17 protein-coding genes and 1 pseudogene are annotated in these 20,528 nt (G+C 53.3%); 10 read left to right on the top strand and 8 right to left on the bottom strand.

The window, feature by feature from the left end; all coding sequences use genetic code 11:
• Positions 1-59 precede the first annotated feature (59 nt).
• From dkgA to QEN32_RS03415, 3 genes and pseudogenes are all read left to right on the top strand, one after another.
• Positions 60-887: a 2,5-didehydrogluconate reductase DkgA gene (gene dkgA / locus QEN32_RS03425; protein WP_000013100.1), complete on the top strand. Its 828-nt coding sequence runs from the start codon at positions 60-62 to the stop codon at positions 885-887.
• A 165-nt stretch (positions 888-1,052) separates the two neighbouring features.
• A pseudogene (locus tag QEN32_RS03420) lies at positions 1,053-2,538 on the top strand (DASS family sodium-coupled anion symporter).
• A 44-nt stretch (positions 2,539-2,582) separates the two neighbouring features.
• Positions 2,583-3,038, top strand: coding sequence for an HIT family protein (locus QEN32_RS03415; RefSeq protein ID WP_000128244.1), 456 nt, complete (start codon positions 2,583-2,585; stop codon positions 3,036-3,038).
• Positions 3,039-3,195: 157 nt separating this feature from the next.
• Here QEN32_RS03415 and QEN32_RS03410 read toward each other — a convergent pair whose 3' ends face one another.
• Positions 3,196-3,390 (bottom strand): hypothetical protein, encoded by a 195-nt coding sequence (locus tag QEN32_RS03410; protein ID WP_000525384.1) that lies wholly within the window; start codon positions 3,388-3,390, stop codon positions 3,196-3,198.
• Between the two features lie 202 nt (positions 3,391-3,592).
• Positions 3,593-5,764 carry a YgiQ family radical SAM protein gene (locus tag QEN32_RS03405; RefSeq protein ID WP_001274459.1) on the bottom strand — a complete coding sequence of 724 codons (2,172 nt, stop codon included), beginning with the start codon at positions 5,762-5,764 and terminating at the stop codon, positions 3,593-3,595.
• Positions 5,765-6,251: 487 nt separating this feature from the next.
• Here QEN32_RS03405 and QEN32_RS03400 point away from each other — a divergent pair, with 487 nt between their 5' ends.
• Genes QEN32_RS03400 through QEN32_RS03390 form a run of 3 tightly spaced genes read left to right on the top strand, consistent with a single transcriptional unit; the run spans position 6,252 to position 9,077 of the window.
• Complete coding sequence (locus QEN32_RS03400) at positions 6,252-7,235, top strand: TRAP transporter substrate-binding protein (protein WP_000799367.1); 984 nt, start codon at positions 6,252-6,254, stop codon at positions 7,233-7,235.
• Between the two features lie 41 nt (positions 7,236-7,276).
• A complete protein-coding gene (locus QEN32_RS03395) occupies positions 7,277-7,759 on the top strand; it encodes a TRAP transporter small permease (RefSeq protein ID WP_001221828.1) in 483 nt (160 codons plus the stop codon).
• A gap of 10 nt (positions 7,760-7,769) precedes the next feature.
• Positions 7,770-9,077, top strand: a complete 1,308-nt coding sequence (locus QEN32_RS03390) for a TRAP transporter large permease subunit (RefSeq protein ID WP_000345259.1) — start codon at positions 7,770-7,772, stop codon at positions 9,075-9,077.
• A 45-nt stretch (positions 9,078-9,122) separates the two neighbouring features.
• On the opposite strand, the gene ftsP is transcribed toward QEN32_RS03390, so the two are convergent.
• From ftsP to QEN32_RS03365, 5 genes are all read right to left on the bottom strand, one after another.
• Positions 9,123-10,535, bottom strand: a complete 1,413-nt coding sequence (gene ftsP, locus QEN32_RS03385; RefSeq protein WP_265321936.1) for a cell division protein FtsP — start codon at positions 10,533-10,535, stop codon at positions 9,123-9,125.
• Between the two features lie 73 nt (positions 10,536-10,608).
• Positions 10,609-11,346, bottom strand: coding sequence for a 1-acylglycerol-3-phosphate O-acyltransferase (gene plsC / locus QEN32_RS03380; RefSeq protein WP_000965730.1), 738 nt, complete (start codon positions 11,344-11,346; stop codon positions 10,609-10,611).
• Positions 11,347-11,601: 255 nt separating this feature from the next.
• Positions 11,602-13,860: a DNA topoisomerase IV subunit A gene (gene parC, locus QEN32_RS03375; RefSeq protein ID WP_001281856.1), complete on the bottom strand. Its 2,259-nt coding sequence runs from the start codon at positions 13,858-13,860 to the stop codon at positions 11,602-11,604.
• A gap of 110 nt (positions 13,861-13,970) precedes the next feature.
• Positions 13,971-14,837: an AraC family transcriptional regulator gene (locus QEN32_RS03370; RefSeq protein ID WP_265321935.1), complete on the bottom strand. Its 867-nt coding sequence runs from the start codon at positions 14,835-14,837 to the stop codon at positions 13,971-13,973.
• Between the two features lie 71 nt (positions 14,838-14,908).
• A complete protein-coding gene (locus QEN32_RS03365) occupies positions 14,909-15,301 on the bottom strand; it encodes a YgiW/YdeI family stress tolerance OB fold protein (RefSeq protein WP_000731552.1) in 393 nt (130 codons plus the stop codon).
• A gap of 151 nt (positions 15,302-15,452) precedes the next feature.
• On the opposite strand from QEN32_RS03365, the gene qseB reads away from it, so the two are divergent.
• The 4 genes from qseB (at position 15,453) to QEN32_RS03345 (ending at position 18,492) form a co-directional block, all read left to right on the top strand.
• Entirely contained in the window at positions 15,453-16,112 is a 660-nt protein-coding gene (gene qseB, locus QEN32_RS03360; protein WP_001221574.1) for a quorum sensing response regulator transcription factor QseB, read from the top strand.
• Positions 16,109-17,458, top strand: coding sequence for a quorum sensing histidine kinase QseC (gene qseC, locus QEN32_RS03355; RefSeq protein ID WP_000779327.1), 1,350 nt, complete (start codon positions 16,109-16,111; stop codon positions 17,456-17,458). The genes qseB and qseC overlap by 4 nt, the downstream gene beginning before the upstream one ends.
• A gap of 106 nt (positions 17,459-17,564) precedes the next feature.
• On the top strand, positions 17,565-18,146 hold the full coding sequence (locus tag QEN32_RS03350) for an NAD(P)H-dependent oxidoreductase (RefSeq protein WP_000065416.1): 582 nt from the start codon (positions 17,565-17,567) through the stop codon (positions 18,144-18,146).
• A 31-nt stretch (positions 18,147-18,177) separates the two neighbouring features.
• Positions 18,178-18,492: a putative quinol monooxygenase gene (locus QEN32_RS03345; protein ID WP_000958587.1), complete on the top strand. Its 315-nt coding sequence runs from the start codon at positions 18,178-18,180 to the stop codon at positions 18,490-18,492.
• Between the two features lie 124 nt (positions 18,493-18,616).
• Here QEN32_RS03345 and parE read toward each other — a convergent pair whose 3' ends face one another.
• Complete coding sequence (gene parE, locus QEN32_RS03340; protein WP_000195318.1) at positions 18,617-20,509, bottom strand: DNA topoisomerase IV subunit B; 1,893 nt, start codon at positions 20,507-20,509, stop codon at positions 18,617-18,619.
• Positions 20,510-20,528: the final 19 nt, after the last annotated feature.

Here is a 20,528-nt window from a genome sequence, read left to right as displayed (position 1 = left end):
TAAGTCACTTAGTCTCGCCGGACCCGACTCCGGCGAGCCAATTAAAAGAGGAACACATCATGGCTAATCCAACCATTATCAGGCTACAGGATGGCAACGTAATGCCACAACTTGGGCTGGGAGTCTGGAAAGCAAGCAATGAAGAGGTGATCGCGGCGATTCATAAAGCGCTGGAGGTGGGCTATCGATCGATTGATACCGCCACAGCATATCAGAATGAAGAAGGCGTCGGCAAAGCGCTAAAAGCAGCGAGCGTAGCGCGGGAAGAGCTGTTTATCACCACCAAGTTGTGGAATGACGATCAAAAACGTCCCCGCGAAGCCCTGCAGGAGAGTCTGAAAAAACTGCAGCTTGATTATCTCGATCTCTATCTGATGCACTGGCCCGTACCGGCTATCGATCACTATGTCGACGCCTGGAAAGGCATGATCGCGCTGCAAAAAGAGGGGCTGGTAAAGAGTATCGGGGTCTGTAACTTTCAGATCCATCACCTCCAGCGTCTGATCGATGAAACCGGCGTTACCCCTGTGATCAACCAGATCGAGCTTCACCCCTTGATGCAACAGCGCCAGCTACATGCGTGGAATGCGACGCATAAAATCCAGACCGAGTCCTGGAGCCCGCTGGCGCAGGGCGGCGAAGGCGTATTCGATCAGAAAGTGATTCGCGAACTGGCGGATAAATACGGCAAAACGCCCGCCCAGATTGTTATTCGCTGGCACCTGGACTGCGGGCTGGTCGTCATTCCGAAATCCGTCACCCCTTCCCGTATCGCGGAAAACTTTGCTGTCTGGGATTTCCGTCTCGATAAAGATGAATTAGGCGAGATCGCAAAACTGGATCAAGGAAAACGCCTCGGCCCCGATCCGGATCAGTTCGGCGGTTAAGCCGGATTTATCGCACGCCATGCCCGACGATGTCGTCGGGCTTTTTTTCATTTCGAAATATTAAGAAACAATTACGCGCATTTAACAGTATATTTCCCCCACACACAAGCGCAGAATTATTCTGATTTTATGAATATTTATTCATGATTATTATCAATTTACTTAATGTATATAAAATATTTATGGATGTGTGATTGTGGCGGAAAAAAAATCTCAGGGCGTCAAATGGCTCCCATTAATTCTTATTCTGGTTATCGCCGCCGGACTGTGGCAGCTAACGCCCCCTTCCGGATTAAGCGCGCCGGCCTGGCATTCCGCGATTATTTTTGTCGCGACGATCGCCTCTATCGTGGCGAAAGTGCTGCCTATTGGCGCGGTCGGTATTATTGGCATCACCGTCTTTGCGCTCGCCTATGCTGCCGGCGACAAAACGGCCAGCGGCGCGATTACCACGGCCTTGAGCGAGCTGAACAGTTCGCTGATCTGGCTTATCGTCGTCGCCTTTATGATTGCCCGTGGGTTTATCAAAACCGGGCTGGGTCGGCGTATCGCCCTACAAATGATCCGTCTGTTAGGTAAACGAACGCTGGGTCTGGCTTATGGTCTGGCGTTTGCCGATCTGATCCTCTCCCCCGCGATGCCCAGTAACACCGCGCGCTGCGGCGGCGTGATTTACCCGATCGCCGACTCGCTGGCGCGCAGCTTTGATTCACATCCGGAAGATGAGTCTCGCAGCAAAATCGGCACCTTTCTGATCACCTGTATTGGCAATGTTAACGACGTCACCGCCGCACTGTTTATGACCGGTTATACGGGTAACCTGCTGGCGGTAAAACTGGCGGCGAACGCCGGCGTTACGTTGAGCTGGGGAAGCTGGTTTATCGCCGCGCTCCTGCCTTGCCTGGTCTCTTTTCTTATCGTCCCGCTGCTGGTCTACTGGCTGACGCGTCCGGAAATTAAACATACGCCGGATGCGCCGGATTTGGCGCGCAAAGAGCTGGCGCAAATGGGCAGTATGACGCGCGGCGAGTGGCTCATGCTGGCGACCGTCGGCGTGTTGCTGGTGCTATGGATTTTTGGCAGCTCGCTTGGCGTGGATGCCACGACGGCCTCTTTTGTCGGTCTCTCGATTTTATTACTGAGCGGCGTGCTCACCTGGGAAGACGTTAAAAGCGAAAAAGGCGCCTGGGATACGTTGATTTGGTTTGCCGCGCTGCTGATGATGGCTAACCAGTTGAAGAAACTAGGATTCACCAGCTGGTTTGGCAACCTGATTGGCGACAGCATCGGCAGTACGATGCATGGAACCAGTTGGATAATCATCCTGCTGCTGCTTAACGCAGCCTATTTTTATACCCACTATTTTTTCGCCAGCGGCAACGCGCAAATCGCCGCGCTGTATGCGGTGTTTCTGGGTGTCGGTCTGCATCTGAATATACCGGCAGCGCCGATGGCGCTTATGCTGGCGTTTACCAGCAGCCTGTACTGCTCTCTTACGCAGTATACCCACGCACGCGGCCCCATTCTTTTTGGCGCCGGCTATGTACCGACGGGCGTCTGGTGGCGAACGGGATTTATTATCAGCCTCTTTAATCAGGCGGTCTTTTTGACAGTCGGCCTCGCATGGTGGAAAGTGTTAGGGTTGTATTAAACGCTTAACGCATCGATAAGCCCCTCGGTTAACGGAGAAATGGAATGACCTGCATTTTCTGTCAAATAGTTGAAGGTAAAGCACCTTGTCATAAAGTTTGGGAAGATGAGCATCACCTGGCTTTTTTGTCGATTTTTCCTAATACCGATGGGTTTACCGTAGTGATCCCGAAAAAACATTACCCCAGCTACGCGTTCGATCTACCGCCGCAGGCGTTAGCGGACCTGATGCTGGCGACCCAAAAAGTGGCTAAGAAACTGGATAAAGCTTTCCCGGATGTCAGTCGTACGGGAATGTTCTTCGAAGGTTTCGGCGTAGACCATGTGCACAGTAAATTAAGCCCCATGCACGGTACTGGCGATTTAACCCACTGGAAACCGATTGAATCGCGGCAGAATAAATTTTTCGAACAGTATGAAGGATATCTGTCGTCACACGATCATAAACGGGCTGATGATGAAAAACTGGCCGCGCTGGCGGCCAGAATTCGTGAGGCATAAATACGGAGCACTTCTGCCGGATGGCGGTGTAAGCACCTTATCCGGCCTACAAAACTGTGCTATTCATAGACCTGATAAGCGCAGCGCCATCAGGCATTATACCTTAGATTATATACTTCTTATCTATTTTAATATATCAACCCTGGTAGGTTAAATATTACGGCGCGTGGCTAAATATTTCGTACAAAAACCATCCAGGAATAGCGGCAATAACACCCATTAAAATTATCCCTGCAAGAGTCATTTGCCTGTCTTCACGTTTTTCCATACTACATGCTTTAATAGCCATTATGAATATAACAACAGCTATTATAGCAATTACGATAAAACAGGGAATAATAATCATACCCATGATATCCCCTCCTCTGGGGCTGTATAAAAGCATCATGCCTTAATCATTAAGGTAATATATAATTAATTTATACAATCAATAATATTTAAATAAAATATAAAGCTCCCCGTAATTTAGCAATTACTAAAGACCGACACAATATATTTAGATGTCTGTTACTTCCAAAAACATTAGCTTCCAGAAGCAACAGATTCAAAGGTAATTAACGCCCTGCGCTTTTCCCGCGCTTCTTATTCGCAGCAAGCCCCTGCCGCTGATGTTCCACCGGCGTATGCTTGGTCAACGCCGGGCGCGTGTTGCGGTTCTGGCGACGCGCTTCGCGCATCTCTTCAATGGTCGGCGCAGGCACCAGACACTCACGGCGACCGCCAATCAAATGCTTTTTCCCCATCGCTTCCAGCGCCTGGCGAATCAGCGGCCAGTTCGCCGGATCGTGATAACGCAGCAGCGCCTTATGCAGGCGACGTTGCCTGTCTCCCTTCGGCACCACCACATCTTCACTCTTATAACCAATTTTACCCAGCGGGTTTTTGCCGGTGTAATACATGGTGGTCGAATTCGCCAACGGCGACGGGTAGAAGTTCTGCACCTGATCCAAACGGAAGCGGTGACGCTTGAGCCACAGCGCCAGATTCACCATATCCTCGTCCCGCGTGCCCGGATGCGCGGAGATAAAATACGGGATCAGATACTGCTCTTTTCCGGCCTGTTTAGAGTAAAGGTCAAATAACTCTTTAAAGCGATCGTAGCTACCCATACCCGGCTTCATCATTTTCGACAGCGGACCTTCTTCAGTATGCTCCGGCGCAATCTTCAGATAGCCGCCCACATGATGGCTTGCCAGCTCTTTAATATAGCGAGGATCTTCTACGGCGATGTCGTAGCGCACGCCGGAGGCAATTAAGATTTTCTTAATGCCTTTCAGCTCACGGGCGCGGCGATAAAGATTGATCGTCGGCGTATGGTCAGTATCCATATGCGGACAGATATCCGGATAGACGCATGACAGTCGACGACAGGTCTGCTCCGCACGCGGCGACTTACAGCGCAGCATATACATGTTCGCGGTAGGACCGCCCAGATCGGAGATCACGCCGGTAAACCCCGGCACCGTGTCGCGGATCGCTTCGATCTCGTTGATAATAGAGTCTTCCGAGCGGCTCTGAATGATGCGCCCTTCATGTTCAGTGATCGAGCAGAAAGAGCAGCCGCCAAAGCAGCCGCGCATGATATTGATCGAAAAGCGGATCATCTCATAGGCCGGAATACGGGCATTGCCGTAAGCCGGGTGCGGCACACGCTGATACGGCAGCGCAAACACGCTATCCATCTCTTCAGTGGAGAGCGGTATGGCGGGCGGGTTGATCCAGACATAGCGGTCGCCGTGTTTTTGCATCAGCGCCCGCGCGCAGCCAGGGTTAGTTTCGTGATGCAGAATACGCGACGCATGGGCGTACAGCACCTTGTCGCCTTTCACCTTTTCAAAGGATGGCAGCAGGATATAGGTTTTTTCCCACGGCTTCGGACGCGGCGGCTGCACGGTAATCGCCTTAGCTTCTTGCTTTTTCGGCGCGACCGGCTTGTTATCCGCGCACGGCAGATCCTCACCATAGGGATGGGGAATTGGATCGATTTTACCCGGCGTGTCCAGACGAGTGGAGTCGACGCCGCTCCAGCCAGGCAGCGCTTCTTTAACCATAATCGCAGTGTTACGCACGTCGCGAATCTGATCGATGGTTTCGCCCATTGCCAGACGGTGCGCCACTTCCACCAGCGGACGCTCGCCGTTGCCAAACATCAGCATGTCGGCTTTGGAATCGACTAACACTGAACGACGCACAGTATCAGACCAGTAGTCGTAATGCGCGGTACGGCGCAGACTGGCCTCAATGCCGCCGAGGATCACCGGGACATCTTTCCACGCTTCTTTGCAACGCTGGGTATAGACCAGCGTGGCGCGGTCCGGGCGTTTGCCCGCGACGTTATCTGGGGTGTAGGCGTCATCGTGGCGCAGCTTACGGTCAGCGGTGTAACGGTTGATCATCGAGTCCATGTTGCCGGCGGTGACGCCGAAGAACAGGTTCGGTTTTCCCAGACGCATAAAGTCGTCTTTGCTGTTCCAGTCCGGCTGGGCGATGATCCCCACGCGGAAGCCCTGCGCTTCCAGCATACGACCGCAAATCGCCATGCCGAAGCTCGGATGGTCGACGTAGGCGTCGCCGGTTACCAGAATAATGTCGCAGCTATCCCAGCCAAGTTGATCCATCTCGTCACGTGACATCGGCAAAAACGGCGCCGGCCCAAAGCAGGCGGCCCAGTACTGCGGCCAGGAGAAAAGGTCGCGATCCGGTTGGATCAGGGAGATAGCGCTCATATTGCTTCCAAAACGATTGGCAAAAAAATAATCAAAGGTCGGGGATTATAAGCCGTATCTATAGCGAAAATGAAGGAGATTATCGCCTTATATGCAGGGCTGGCGCGAAATAGAAACAACTTTCAACGGCCTGGCCTGAGGTGTTTGAAATTGGTCTTATGAATATCTTCAAATTGGTATGCAATTAATTATACCCACGTCTAAAAACGCAGTATCGTCATAACAACAAAAAGTAAAAAAACATCACATTATCAGCAATATATAAAAAATCTTCGCCGAATTTCTCACGACACTGTTTTTACCATGACTTTCTTCTGTGAACCAGATCTCTTTCTTTGGTCTATTGATTAAATTAAATTGGCTGACAGAATTCAGGGGATAAAGAACACCATCAACACGCCTTTCCCCTACGCAATACCTTACGTATCAGCAGGTTATTAATTAATCAACGATAACCACAGGAATCCCAACCTATAAGGAAGCAGATATGAAAAACACACGTTCATTCACAACATCAGCGGTATTACTGGCCGGCTGTTTGCTACTGGCATTTCCAGCGCTCGCCAAAACCACGCTGAAACTGAGCCACAATCAGGATAAAAGCCACGCCGTTCACAAAGCGATGAGCTATCTGGCCGACAAAGCGAAAGCCTATTCGGACGGCGAATTAAATATTCGTATTTACCCCAACGCCACGCTGGGCAACGAACGTGAATCGCTGGAATTGATGAACTCCGGCGCTCTGCAAATGGTAAAAGTCAATGCGGCATCGCTGGAGTCTTTTGCGCCGGAATATAGCGTGTTTAGCCTGCCGTTTTTATTCCGCGACCGCGATCACTACTACAACGTACTGAAAAGCGACTTAGGGAAACGCATTCTCGCCTCCTCCGAAAGCAAAGGCTTCGTCGGCTTAACCTGGTACGACGGCGGCGCCCGCAGTTTTTACGCTGGTAAGCCCATCACACAACCCGACGATTTAGCCGGTATGAAAATCAGAGTGCAGCAAAGCCCCAGCGCTATCGCGATGGTGAAAGCGCTCGGCGGCGTGCCGACGCCGATGGCGCAAGGCGAACTCTATACCGCGCTCCAGCAAGGCGTGGTCGATGGCGGCGAAAACAACCCCGTGGTTTATGCCGATATGCGTCATGCGGAGGTGGCGAAATTCTATTCCCGCGACGAGCACACGATGGTGCCGGATGTCCTGGTCATCAGTACCAAAGTACTTAACAAATTGAGCGATAAAGAGCGGAAAGCGTTATATAAAGCCGCAGATGAATCCATGCAGCAAATGAAAGACGTCATCTGGCCCGCCGCGGAAAAAGAGGCTTATGAGAGCATGAAGGCCATGAACGCGACCGTTGTTGATATTGATAAATCCGCGTTCAAACAGCGTGTTAAGCCCTTGTTTGATGAGTTCCGCGCGAAAGATGCTCAGTCAGCGAAGGATCTGGAATACATCGAGAATATGTAAATCTGCCGGGCAGGGTTCTCCTGCCCTTTACAGGATGTAATATGCGAATACTCACCAATGCACTGAACAAAATACTGGCCGGGTGCTGCTGTATTATTCTGGCGGTCATGGTTGCCTGCGTATCCTGGCAGGTGGCGGCGCGCTTTATATTCAACGCGCCAAGCAGCACGCTCGACGAATTCACCCAGATTCTTTTTATGTGGATGATTCTGTTAGGCGGCGTCTATACCGCCGGATTAAAAAAACATTTAGCTATCGATTTGTTAGCGCAAAAACTCTCCCGAACGCCCGCCCTCGTGCTCGACAGTATCATTCAGGTGATTATTACCGTGTTCGCGCTGATTTTTATGGTGTACGGCGGTGATATTATTGTTGAAAAAGCGGCGCACGTCAGCCAAATGTCCCCGGTATTAAAATGGCCTATGGATAAAGTCTATTGGGTCATGCCGATTAGCGGCGTCATCCTGGTGTACTACACCATTGTGAACGTTATTGATAATTATCATCAGCGCCATCTTCGCTAACGAGGGATATATGGACTTTGAATATATTTACCCAATAATTGTTTTATTTGGCAGCTTTGCCATTATGCTGGCGGTCGGCGTTCCTATTACATTCGCTATCGGGCTGTCGTCCTTATTCTCAATCCTGATAGCCCTTCCCCCGGATGCGGCAATCTCGGTTATTTCGCAAAAAATGACCGTCGGTCTCGATGGCTTTACGCTGCTGGCGATCCCCTTTTTTGTGTTAGCCGGCAATATCATGAATACCGGGGGAATCGCCCGGCGCCTGGTGAATCTGGCTCAGGCGTTAGTTGGCCGCCTTCCCGGTTCGCTGGCGCACTGCAATATTCTGGCGAACACCCTGTTTGGCGCGATATCCGGCTCGGCTGTCGCTTCTGCGGCCGCGGTGGGCGGCATCATGTCGCCATTACAGGAAAAAGAGGGCTACTCTCCGGCATTCTCTACGGCGATCAACGTTGCTTCGGCGCCGATTGGCCTGATGATCCCGCCCAGCAATGTGCTAATTGTCTATTCGCTGGCTAGCGGCGGCACCTCTGTCGCCGCCCTGTTTTTGGCGGGCTACCTGCCCGGCATCTTAACCGCGCTGGCTTTAATGACGGTAGCGGCGCTGTATGCCCATCGCCACCATTACCCGGTTGCCGAACGCATCAACCTGCGGCAGTTTCTGTCGGTATTCCGCGATTCATTGCCCAGCCTGTTGCTGATATTTATTATTATCGGCGGCATTATCGGCGGCGTATTTACGCCAACAGAGGCCTCTGCGATCGCGGTAATCTATAGCCTGGCGCTGGCGGCCATTTATCGAGAAATTAATGTGAGTAAGTTGCGCGATATTCTGCTGGATTCGGTAGTAACCAGCTCTATTGTTCTCTTACTGGTCGGCTGCTCAATGGGAATGTCATGGGCGATGACCAATGCCGATGTTCCTGAACTGATTAATGAAATGATTACCAGCGTGTCCGAAAATAAATGGGTCATCTTGCTGATTATCAATCTCATTTTGTTATTCGTCGGGACGTTTATGGATATTACCCCGGCTATTCTGATCTTTACGCCTATTTTCCTTCCCATTGCTCAACATCTGGGAATCGACCCTGTCCATTTTGGCATTATTATGGTTTTCAATTTAACCATCGGACTGTGTACGCCCCCGGTAGGCACTATTTTGTTCGTCGGTTGCAGTATCGGCAAAATCAGTATTGATAAAGTCGTCAAACCGCTATTACCGATGTTTCTGGCACTCTTTGTGGTCATGGCGATGATTTGCTACTTCCCGCAGTTGAGTCTGCTGCTTCCCACGCTGTTTGCCCCTTCCTGAAAACCCTGACGGGTCTGCGCTATTCAGACCCGTACTCGGACGCCTTTACAACGCCGGATTCACCAGCATTTGCCCAATCGAGCCGCGGTCAGCCATTTCCAGCGTCTGGCTGTTGAAATAGAACGGGAAGTGCGGCCAGGACGGCTGACCGTAGTAGACCAGCAGTTCGACTTGCCCATCCACCCAGACGGTATCTTTCCAGCCTCTATCTTCCGGGAACGGCATAGCGCCGTTGACGTTACGAATCAGGAAAGAGACGCCCTCAATATGGAACGACTGCGGCATATCGGCGCGTACCGTCCAGCGCTCCCAGGTGCCTTGTTGGGCGGTAATATCAATGCGATTCACATCCCACAGTTGGCCGTTAATCCCCGGATCGTCGCCAAGACTGATGTCCCGACTGCGGACAGGCGCGCCGCTCATGATCTCCGTCGGCAACAGACGCATCGGCAGATTATCGGTCACCAGCGGCAGCAATCCGGTTGGCCGTAACGTCAGCACCAGGGTCGAAACCAGAATACTGGAAGGCTCAAAGAAACCGCGAATCCGATCGACTATGCTGGCCGCTTCCCCGCAGGTGATCGAGACTTCGTCGCCGTTGGTCATATCAACCAGGATTTCACGTCGCTCGCCGGGCGCCAGTGACAACTGTTTGACGGAAACCGGCGCAGGTAAAAAGCCCTGATCGCCTGAAATCACATGCAGCGCCCGGCCATCGCTCATCTGAAGCTGATAGCGCCGCGAGTTAGAGGCGTTCAACAACCGTAACCGCACCCAGCCGCGGGACACTTCGACATAGGGGCTTTGCGCGCCGTTCACCAGCAGCGTATCGCCGACAAAACCACCGCTTCCCGGTTCGCTGTACTCCGGCGTCCCAAAGTTATCCAGCCGTTTATCCTGGATAATGACGGGAAAATCATCCACGCCGTAATGGTTCGGAATGGGCAGCGTTTTACTGATGTCGTCTTCGACCAGCCACATTCCGGCCAGGCCGTTATACACCTGCTGCGCAGTGCGGTTAGGCGTGTTAGCGTGATACCACAGCGTGGCGGCGCTCTGACGAATCGGCAACACCGGCGCCCAGTCCGCGTTCGGCGACATCATACGCGCCGGGCCACCCATCAGCGGCCCCGGCACCAGTAAACCAGCAACCGTCATGGAGACATTTTCCGCCAGGCGGTTGCTATAGATGAGTTTAACGTCATCGCCTTTCCAGACGCGGATTGTCGGCCCCAGATAACGACCGTTCACTCCCCAGACCGGCGCGCGCGTGCCTTGCGTAAAGGACCAGTGCGCTCGCTGTAGCGTCATAAACAACGGCTGCCCGCGACGGGACTCCAGCAACGGCGGAACAGGCAACGGCTGTTGCTGACCGGCAGCATTCGCCCTGAGGGGAATCGCGCCTGCACATAGTGCGATTCCCGATGCCTGAAGAAACTGACGCCGACTGAATGACATATAAGCTCCATGTAAAACAGGCTAAAGAGTTGTGCCTGAAAAAATGATTTCTACAATAACAGAGTAAGGCTGCTTAAACCTTACCGGTCGCTTCACGTTCCGCAACCTCTTTATCAAGTTCCGCGATTTTTTGCTCCATTAACGCACGGCAGTGGGCCGCCAGCTCGCGAACCTGATCTTTACCATATTCGCTGACGTCGACTGGCGGCAGCATTTCCACAATAACCAGTCCGTTGTTCAGGCGGTTTAGATTGACTTTGTTAGAGGTGTTGGAAACGCAGACAGGAATGATCGGCACACCAGCCGCGATAGCCGCATGAAACGCGCCGGTTTTAAACGGCAGCAGACCGCGTCCCCGGCTACGCGTACCTTCAGGGAACATCCAGATAGAAATACGGCGCTTTTTAAAATGGTTAACCACTGCCGCAATGGTGCTATGCGCTTTGGCGCGGTTATTACGGTCAATCAACAGATTGCCGGTCAGCCAGTACAGTTGCCCAAAAAACGGGATCCAAAGCAGGCTTTTTTTCCCCACCGTCACCGTTGGCGGCTGCACAATATTCGCCGCCGTGACCATATCATAATTATTCTGGTGGTTAGCAATATAGATAGCATTGCCATAGTTTTCCGCGTCGGCGGGTTTGCGGCACTCCACTTTCAGGCCAAACAGCGGGGCCAGACGGCCGAACATATGTCCAAACGTCGCCACGTGTTTTGGGTTACGTGGGCTGAAAAGGCAGTAAATAGAACCGAAAACACAGACCAGAATGGAGTAAATAACGGTAACAATAAGACGAAAAATATATAGCATAACAACCTCTGAAGGCCTAAGAGCCCGGCATTCTACGTCACCTGAAATTCAGGTTAGGATTTTGGTAAGTGTGGCTCTCTGGAAAAACGTATTGTTAATCGCAATGCACGAATAAACAACGGTTTTACGGGAAATTTTAATGTTAATCCGATCTGAAACCGTAGGCCGGATAAGACGCTACTGCGTCGTCATCCGGCAACGGCAGAGCGCCGGATGGCGGCTTAAATGCCTTGTCCGGCTTACGGGTGCCCTGTCTTACTCTTCGCTGTCGCCATGACTTACGCGATGCGGTGAATCAATCTCAATGCGATCGATACGCTGCAGGCCGCGCATTAATGTGCCACGGCGTCCGCGTTCGCCGACCACCTTCTGTAACTCTTCAGGGCGCAGTTTGATTTTGCGCTTCCCGACATGGATAGTCAGAGTGCTTTGTGGCGGCAGCACGTACAGGTGCGCCAGTCCATCATCGCCTTTCGCCGCTTCTGCAGAGGGGATATTAATGATCTTATTCCCTTTGCCTTTCGACAGCTGCGGCAGAGAGTCTACCGGGAACATCAACATCCGTCCGGCCTGGGTAATCGCCAGCAGCATATCGTGCTCGTCTTCAATCACCAGCGGCGGCATGACGTGCGCATTTTCCGGCAGTGTAATCAACGCCTTACCGGCACGGTTACGGGCAACCAGATCGTTAAACGTACAAACGAAGCCATAGCCCGCATCCGACGCCATCAGCAGTTTCTGGTCATCGCCTTCCATCAGCATATGCTCTACGGTCGCCCCCGGCGGCAGCGTGAGTTTGCCGGTCAGCGGCTCGCCCTGCCCACGCGCCGAGGGAAGCGTAATGGGATCAATAGCATAGCTGCGCCCGGTGGTATCAATAAACACCACCGGTTGATTACTCTTACCTTTCACCGCGGCTTTAAAGCTGTCGCCCGCTTTATAGTTAAGCCCCGGCGCATCAATATCATGACCTTTGGCGCTGCGCACCCAGCCCATCTGCGACAGCACGATAGTCACCGGTTCGGACGGCAGCATGTCGTGTTCGCTCATCGCTTTAGCTTCTTCGCGCTCACGCAGCGGAGAACGGCGATCGTCGCCATAGGCATCGGAATCTGCCTGTAGCTCTTTTTTCAGCAAGGTATTCATTTTGCGTTCAGACGCGAGAATGCCCTGCAACTGGTCACGCTCTTTTTCCAGCTCGTCCTGCTCGCCGCGAATTTTCATCTCTTCCAGTTTGGCGAGATGGCGCAGTTTCAGTTCGAGAATCGCTTCCGCCTGGGTTTCGCTGATGCCGAAACGCGACATCAGCGCGGGTTTCGGCTCGTCTTCGCTACGGATAATCTCAATCACTTCGTCGATGTTGAGAAACGCCACCAGCAGACCTTCGAGGATATGCAGGCGTTTAAGCACTTTCTCCAGACGATAGTTCAGACGACGGCGTACCGTGTCGCGACGGAACGCCAGCCACTCGGTGAGGATCTCCAGCAGGTTTTTCACCGCCGGACGACCATCCAGACCGATCATGTTCAGGTTAATACGGTAGCTTTTTTCCAGATCGGTGGTGGCGAACAGATGGTTCATCACCTGCTCCATATCCACACGGTTGGAGCGCGGGACAATCACTAAACGCGTCGGGTTTTCGTGATCCGATTCATCGCGCAGATCGTCCACCATCGGCAGTTTTTTATTACGCATCTGCGCAGCAATCTGTTCCAGCACTTTCGCGCCAGAGACCTGATGCGGCAGCGCGGAAATTACCACGGCACCGTCTTCTTTGGTCCATACCGCGCGCATACGCACGGAGCCCCGCCCGTTTTCGTAAATTTTACGAATTTCCGCACGTGGGGTAATGATCTCCGCTTCGGTCGGGTAATCCGGCCCCTGGACGATATCCAGCAACTGATCCAGCGTCGTTTTCGGCTGCTCAATCAGCGTAATCGCCGCTTTCGCCACTTCGCGCAGGTTGTGCGGCGGGATATCTGTTGCCATGCCCACCGCAATACCGGTGGTGCCGTTCAGCAGGATGTTCGGCAGACGCGCCGGTAACATTTTCGGTTCCTGCATCGTGCCGTCGAAGTTTGGCACCCAGTCCGCCGTCCCCTGGCCGAGTTCGCTTAACAGCAGCTCGGCATATTTGGACAGGCGAGATTCGGTATAACGCATTGCCGCGAATGACTTCGGATCATCCGGCGCGCCCCAGTTTCCCTGGCCATCGACCAGCGGGTAACGGTAAGAGAACGGCTGCGCCATCAGCACCATGGCTTCATAGCAGGCGCTGTCGCCGTGCGGATGATACTTACCCAGTACGTCACCGACGGTACGGGCGGATTTTTTAAATTTAGCGCTGGCGTTCAGCCCCAGCTCTGACATCGCATAGACGATGCGGCGCTGTACCGGCTTCAGGCCGTCGCCAATAAACGGCAACGCACGATCCATGATCACGTACATGGAGTAGTTTAAGTAGGCGTTTTCCGTAAATTCATGTAGCGCAAGGCGCTCTGCCATATCGCTCATTAACAGGGGATCCTCAATCTGCATGCTGACCGTTCGGACGGCAATATTGCCGCAGATAATACCCTATCTCACGGTCTGAGTCACAAACCGTGAGCCAGGTGACGAGGAAGTTAACGAAGCGGCAGATAGATATCCGTCAGCAGCTCATGTTCCGCCACCTCATTGACGAAATTCAGGTACTGGAAGAAGACCGGAAAATCGCGCAGCGTCTCGCCGCTGGCCGGTAGCCATTCACGGAATAAATACCACACGCTCTCCGGGAGGCTGTCGAGCGATCCCTGATGGCGTACCACCGCGCAGCGCCCGCCAGGAATCTCGCTATTCACCACGCCAACGTCATTTTCGGCTATCGGCTGGTGGACGCTGCCGCAGATATCAAAGCGGAATTGATCCGGCGGCGTCGTCTGCGGGTCGTGCCAGGCAATACCAAAAGTTTGACTGCTGGCAATCGGCGACTGGCCCGTTTCGCGCCGCCATGCAATAAATTTCGCCGCGCTGGCGTTGACCTTATCCGGATGCCCCAGATGCGTCAGCATCGCGACGCGGGTAGGTGGAAATTCAACAATTTTTACGTCCATGACATGCTGCTCCTGTAACGCAAGTTTAGGAACGCGTTGGTGCCAGGCCAGCCAGTCCGGCGATTGCCGAAACCGGCACGGGCTTTGACCAAACGCGGTTTTGAAAGCACGTGTGAACGACTCCGGATTCTGAAATCCAGCATCCAGCGCGATATCGATAACTTTATCTTGCGGATTAAACGCCAGCCGCCATGACGCCCGGCGCAAACGCAGCCACTGGATATAGCGATAGAGCGGAAGCCCGCTCCAGACGGTAAACTGCCGGTGAAAATGAAACGGCGAGCTGTGCGCCATCCGGCTTAACGCCTCAAGCGACAGAGGCTCATCCAGATGACGCTCAATGTGGTCGCAAACGCGCCGCAGACGTTCGGAATAAGCCGCGCTGATCAGGTCATTCATCACTGCCTCCTTGTGGCCTATTCTGCCCACCGGGCGGCTGTGAATCCTGACCGATCTTGCGCAATGTGGGATTACGGATTCACTTTACGAATCTGTTTTACGTCGATTTCGACAGAGTTCCAGTCTTTATCCACTTCGCCCTGAATTTCAACGGTATCCTGCGGGGTTACGGTCAGGCCGTTCCAACGCTTGTGGTCAATATCCACATTGATAGTACCGGTCGCATCTTTAAACACATACAGGTCGTCGGAAATGCGCTCGACGATATTCCCGCGCAGCGTTACCCACGCATCGTCACGCAGCGATTTAGCGCTCTCTACCGTCGTGCTGCTGCCGTTCGGGCCGACAAATCCGCCGCCTTGCGTTTGCGTCGCCGACGGGCCGGAGAAACCGCCCTGCTGAGCCGCCAGAACCGGGGTAGAACACAGTGCCATAACGGCAACGATTGCAGCTAATTTTTTCATGATTACTTTTCCCTTTCATGTCGTTTCAGATCCATTTAATAAGGTAATCCTTAACAACTTCTTAAGGCAAAAAAAGAATCTTTTTTTCTGTACATCGCCTGCGGCGACAAGGTTAACTGACGGCAACGCGAGTTACCGCAAGGAAGAACAGATGCGAATTTTACTGGTAGAAGATGACACACTTATTGGCGATGGCATAAAAGCGGGCCTGAGTAAAATGGGTTTCAGCGTCGACTGGTTTACCGAGGGACGTCCGGGCAAAGAGGCGCTTTACAGCGCGCCTTATGATGCGGTTATTTTAGATTTGACGCTGCCAGGCATGGACGGACGGGATATTTTGCGCGAATGGCGCGAAAAGGGTAAACAGGAACCGGTACTGATCCTGACGGCGCGCGACGCGTTAGCAGAGCGCGTCGAGGGGCTACGTCTGGGCGCCGATGACTATTTATGTAAACCTTTCGCGCTCATTGAGGTCGCCGCCCGTCTGGAGGCGCTGGTACGCCGCGCCAGCGGTCAGGCCAGTAGCGAATTGCGCCACGGCCAGGTGACGCTCAATCCAGGCAATCTCGTCGCGACGCTTGCCGGCGAACCGCTGGCCTTAAAACCAAAAGAGTTCGCGTTGCTGGAACTCTTACTGCGCAACAAAGGTCGCGTGCTGCCGCGCAAGCTTATTGAAGAGAAGCTGTATAACTGGGATGACGACGTGTCCAGCAATGCAGTGGAAGTCCATGTTCATCATTTACGCCGCAAGCTCGGCAGCGAATTTATTCGCACCGTACACGGCATCGGCTACACCCTGGGTGACGCATGAAATTGACGCAACGTCTCAGCCTGCGCGTCAGGCTGACGCTTATTTTCCTGATTCTGGTCTCCATCACCTGGGCAATCTCCAGTTTTGTGGCCTGGAGAAAGACGACGGATAATGTCGACGAGCTGTTTGACACACAATTGATGTTGTTCGCCAGACGGCTTAGCACCCTCGATCTTAACGAGATCAACGCCCCGCAGCGCATGGCGCATACGCCAAAGAAATTAAAACATGGGCATATCGATGACGATGCGCTGGCGTTCGCCATCTTTTCCGCTGACGGCAAAATGTTGCTGCATGATGGCGACAACGGCCAGGATATTCCGTATCGCTATCGCCGGGAAGGTTTCGACAATGGCTATCTGAAGGATGACAACGACCTCTGGCGTTTTTTGTGGTTGAACTCGGCGGACGGCAAGTATCGTATCGTCGTCGGTCAGGAGTGGGATTACCGCGAAGATATGGCGCTGGCGATCGTAGCGGCGCAATTAACGCCGTGGCTGATCGCCCTTCCCTTCATGCTGCTGATTTTATTGCTCCTGCTTCACCGCGAGCTCAGACCGTTGAAAAAACTGGCGCAGGCGCTACGCTTCCGGTCGCCGGAATCGGAAACGCCGCTCGACGCCAAAGGCGTACCGAGCGAGGTTCGCCCACTGGTCGAAGCGCTTAATCAGCTTTTTAGCCGCATCCACTCCATGATGGTGCGCGAACGGCGATTTACCTCCGACGCCGCCCATGAATTGCGCAGCCCGCTGGCCGCGCTGAAAGTACAAACCGAGGTGGCGCAGCTCTCGGGCGACGATCCGCTATCGCGTGATAAAGCGCTGACCCAGCTCCATGCGGGGATCGATCGCGCCACGCGGCTGGTCGATCAGCTACTGACGTTATCACGTCTCGACTCGCTCAATAATTTGCAGGATGTAGCGGAGATTTCGCTGGAAGAGCTGCTGCAGTCCGCGGTAATGGATATTTATCATCCGGCGCAGCAGGCGAATATCGACGTGCGTTTACAGCTTAACGCCCATGACGTCATACGTACCGGCCAGCCGCTACTCTTAAGCCTGTTAGTGCGTAACCTGCTGGATAATGCGATTCGCTACAGTCCGCAGGGCAGCGTCGTCGACGTTACCTTACATGCCCGCAGCTTCACCGTCAGAGATAATGGCCCCGGCGTAGCGCCAGAGATTCTGACGCATATCGGCGAGCGTTTTTACCGCCCGCCAGGCCAAAGTGTGACCGGCAGCGGTCTGGGATTATCAATCGTCCGCCGCATCGCTACGCTGCACGGCATGACGGTGTCGTTTGGCAACGCCGCGGAAGGTGGATTTGAGGCCGTAGTACGCTGGTAGCAGAGATTTTTGCCAAAAACGCAAAAGACTTTGCACATTTTGCTAATTTCACCGCACCGCCCGTCAGCGTAGAATCAGCAGCAAACGCATTTCTTGAGGACACAAAATGAGTAACATCCTGATTATCAACGGGGCGAAAAAATTCGCGCACTCCAACGGCCAGTTGAATGACACCCTGACCGAAGTTGCCGATGGGCTGCTGCGCGATCTGGGTCATCAGGTTAAGATCGTCCGCGCCGACAGCGACTATGACATTAAAGAAGAGGTGCAGAATTTCGTCTGGGCTGACGTGGTGATTTGGCAGATGCCAGGCTGGTGGATGGGCGCGCCATGGACAGTAAAAAAATATATGGATGATGTCTTTACCGAAGGTCACGGTACGCTCTATGCCAGCGATGGCCGCACGCGTTCCGATGCCGCTAAAAAGTACGGTTCCGGCGGTCTGGTGCAGGGGAAAAAATATATGCTGTCACTGACGTGGAACGCGCCGATGGAAGCATTTACCGAAAAAGATCAATTTTTCCACGGCGTAGGCGTAGATGGCGTCTATCTGCCATTCCATAAAGCCAACCAGTTCCTGGGCATGGACGCGCTGCCAACGTTTATTGCCAACGACGTGATTAAAATGCCGGATGTTCCGCGCTATACCGCAGAATATCGCAAGCATCTGAGCGAAATTTTTGCTTAACTGGTCATCCTGGAATTAGAAGGAGTTAACCATGCTTACCGTCATTGCCGAAATTCGCACGCGTCCGGGCCAACATCACCGTCAGGCCGTCCTCGACCAGTTTGCGAAAATTATTCCAACCGTTCTTAAAGAAGAGGGGTGCCACGGTTACGCGCCGATGGTGGATCATGCCGCGGGCGTGAGTTTTCAGACTCTGGCGCCTGACTCGATCGTGATGATTGAACAGTGGGAAAGCGTTGCGCACCTTGAGGCGCATCTGCAAACCCCGCATATGAAAGCCTATAGCGACGCGGTAAAAGACGATGTGCTGGAAATGAATATTCGTATTCTGGAATCCGGCGTTTAAGTTATTACCCTCGTCTGACGTCGCCCTGATGCGATGCGCAAGTGTCGCCATCAGGCTGCGGCGTCATGTCGAATTCGCTTATCCGGCCTGCGGCGCGCAGACCGGATAAAGCGTGCAACAACCGTTACACGTCGAGATCCGCGAGATCGCCTTTTTCCTGTAGCCAGTTGCGTCGATCTTCAGAACGTTTCTTCGCCAGCAGCATATCCATCATCGCGTTAGTACGCTGATCGTCTTCATCGCTAATGGTGAGCTGCACCAGGCGGCGAGTATTTGGATCAAGCGTGGTTTCGCGTAACTGCATCGGGTTCATTTCACCCAGGCCTTTGAAACGCTGTACGTTCGGCTTGCCTTTCTTACGCTTCAGTTGTTCCAGTACGCCTGCCTTCTCTTCTTCCGTCAGCGCGTAATAGACCTCTTTACCCAAATCGATACGGTACAGCGGCGGTAGCGCGACGTAGACATGACCATTCTTCACCAGCGCGCGGAAATGTCTGACAAACAGCGCGCAAAGCAGCGTAGCGATATGCAAACCATCGGAGTCCGCATCCGCCAGGATACAGATCTTGCCGTAGCGCAGCTGACTCAGATCGTCGCTGTCCGGATCGATACCGATCGCCACGGAAATATCATGCACCTCTTGCGAGGCAAGCACTTCATCGGAAGAGACTTCCCAGGTGTTAAGGATCTTACCTTTGAGCGGCATGATCGCCTGATATTCGCGATCGCGCGCCTGCTTGGCGGAACCGCCTGCCGAATCCCCTTCCACAAGGAACAGCTCGGTTCGATTAAGATCCTGCGCGGTACAGTCCGCCAGTTTCCCCGGCAACGCCGGACCGCTGGTGAGCTTTTTGCGTACCACTTTTTTTGCGGCGCGCAGTCGCCGCTGCGCGCTGGCAATCGCCATCTCTGCCAGTTGTTCCGCCGCCTGCACGTTCTGGTTCAGCCACAGGCTGAAGGCATCTTTCACCACGCCGGAAACAAATGCCGCACATTGACGCGACGACAGACGCTCTTTGGTCTGCCCGGCAAATTGCGGGTCCTGCATTTTCACGGAGAGCACATAAGCGCAGCGATCCCAGATATCTTCCGCCGACAGTTTGACGCCGCGCGGCAGAATATTGCGGTATTCGCAAAATTCGCGCATCGCGTCGAGCAGGCCCTGGCGCAGACCGTTGACGTGCGTCCCCCCCTGCATGGTCGGGATCAGGTTGACGTAGCTTTCCGTCAGTAATTCGCCGCCTTCCGGCAGCCACAATAGCGCCCAGTCAACAGCTTCCGTTTCACCGTTAAAATTACCGATAAACGGCTTTTCCGGCAGCGTCGGCAGGCCGTTTACCGCTTCGCCCAGATAGTCGTTCAGACCATCCTGGTAGCACCAGCGCTGCTCGCTGTTATTCACTTCATCTTTAAAAGTGATTTCCACGCCGGGACACAGCACCGCTTTTGCTTTCAGAACGTGCATTAAGCGAGAGACAGAAAAACGCGGGCTGTCGAAGAAACTTTCGTCCGGCCAGAAATGGACGCTGGTGCCAGTATTACGTTTACCGCAGGTGCCGACAACCTGCAAATCCTGCACTTTTTCGCCGTTTTCAAACGCGATGTTATAGACCTGACCGTCGCGGCGCACGGTCACTTCCACGCGCTTTGACAGGGCATTTACTACCGAAATCCCCACCCCATGCAGACCACCAGAGAACTGATAGTTCTTATTGGAGAATTTACCGCCGGCATGAAGCCGACAGAGGATCAGTTCTACCGCCGGAACCCCCTCTTCCGGATGGATATCCACCGGCATCCCGCGTCCGTCATCAATCACTTCCAGCGATTGATCGGCATGTAAAATGACATCCACGCGTTTGGCGTGACCTGCCAGTGCTTCATCCACACTATTATCAATCACTTCCTGACCCAAATGGTTGGGGCGGGTCGTATCGGTGTACATCCCCGGGCGGCGGCGTACCGGCTCAAGCCCAGTGAGTACCTCAATGGCATCAGCGTTATAAGTTTGCGTCATGGTTTAATTAGCAATTCGA

Source organism: Salmonella sp. SA14318 (assembly GCF_029866905.1).
GTDB lineage: Bacteria > Pseudomonadota > Gammaproteobacteria > Enterobacterales > Enterobacteriaceae > Salmonella > Salmonella enterica.
This window is presented reverse-complemented; position numbering and strand designations above follow the sequence as displayed.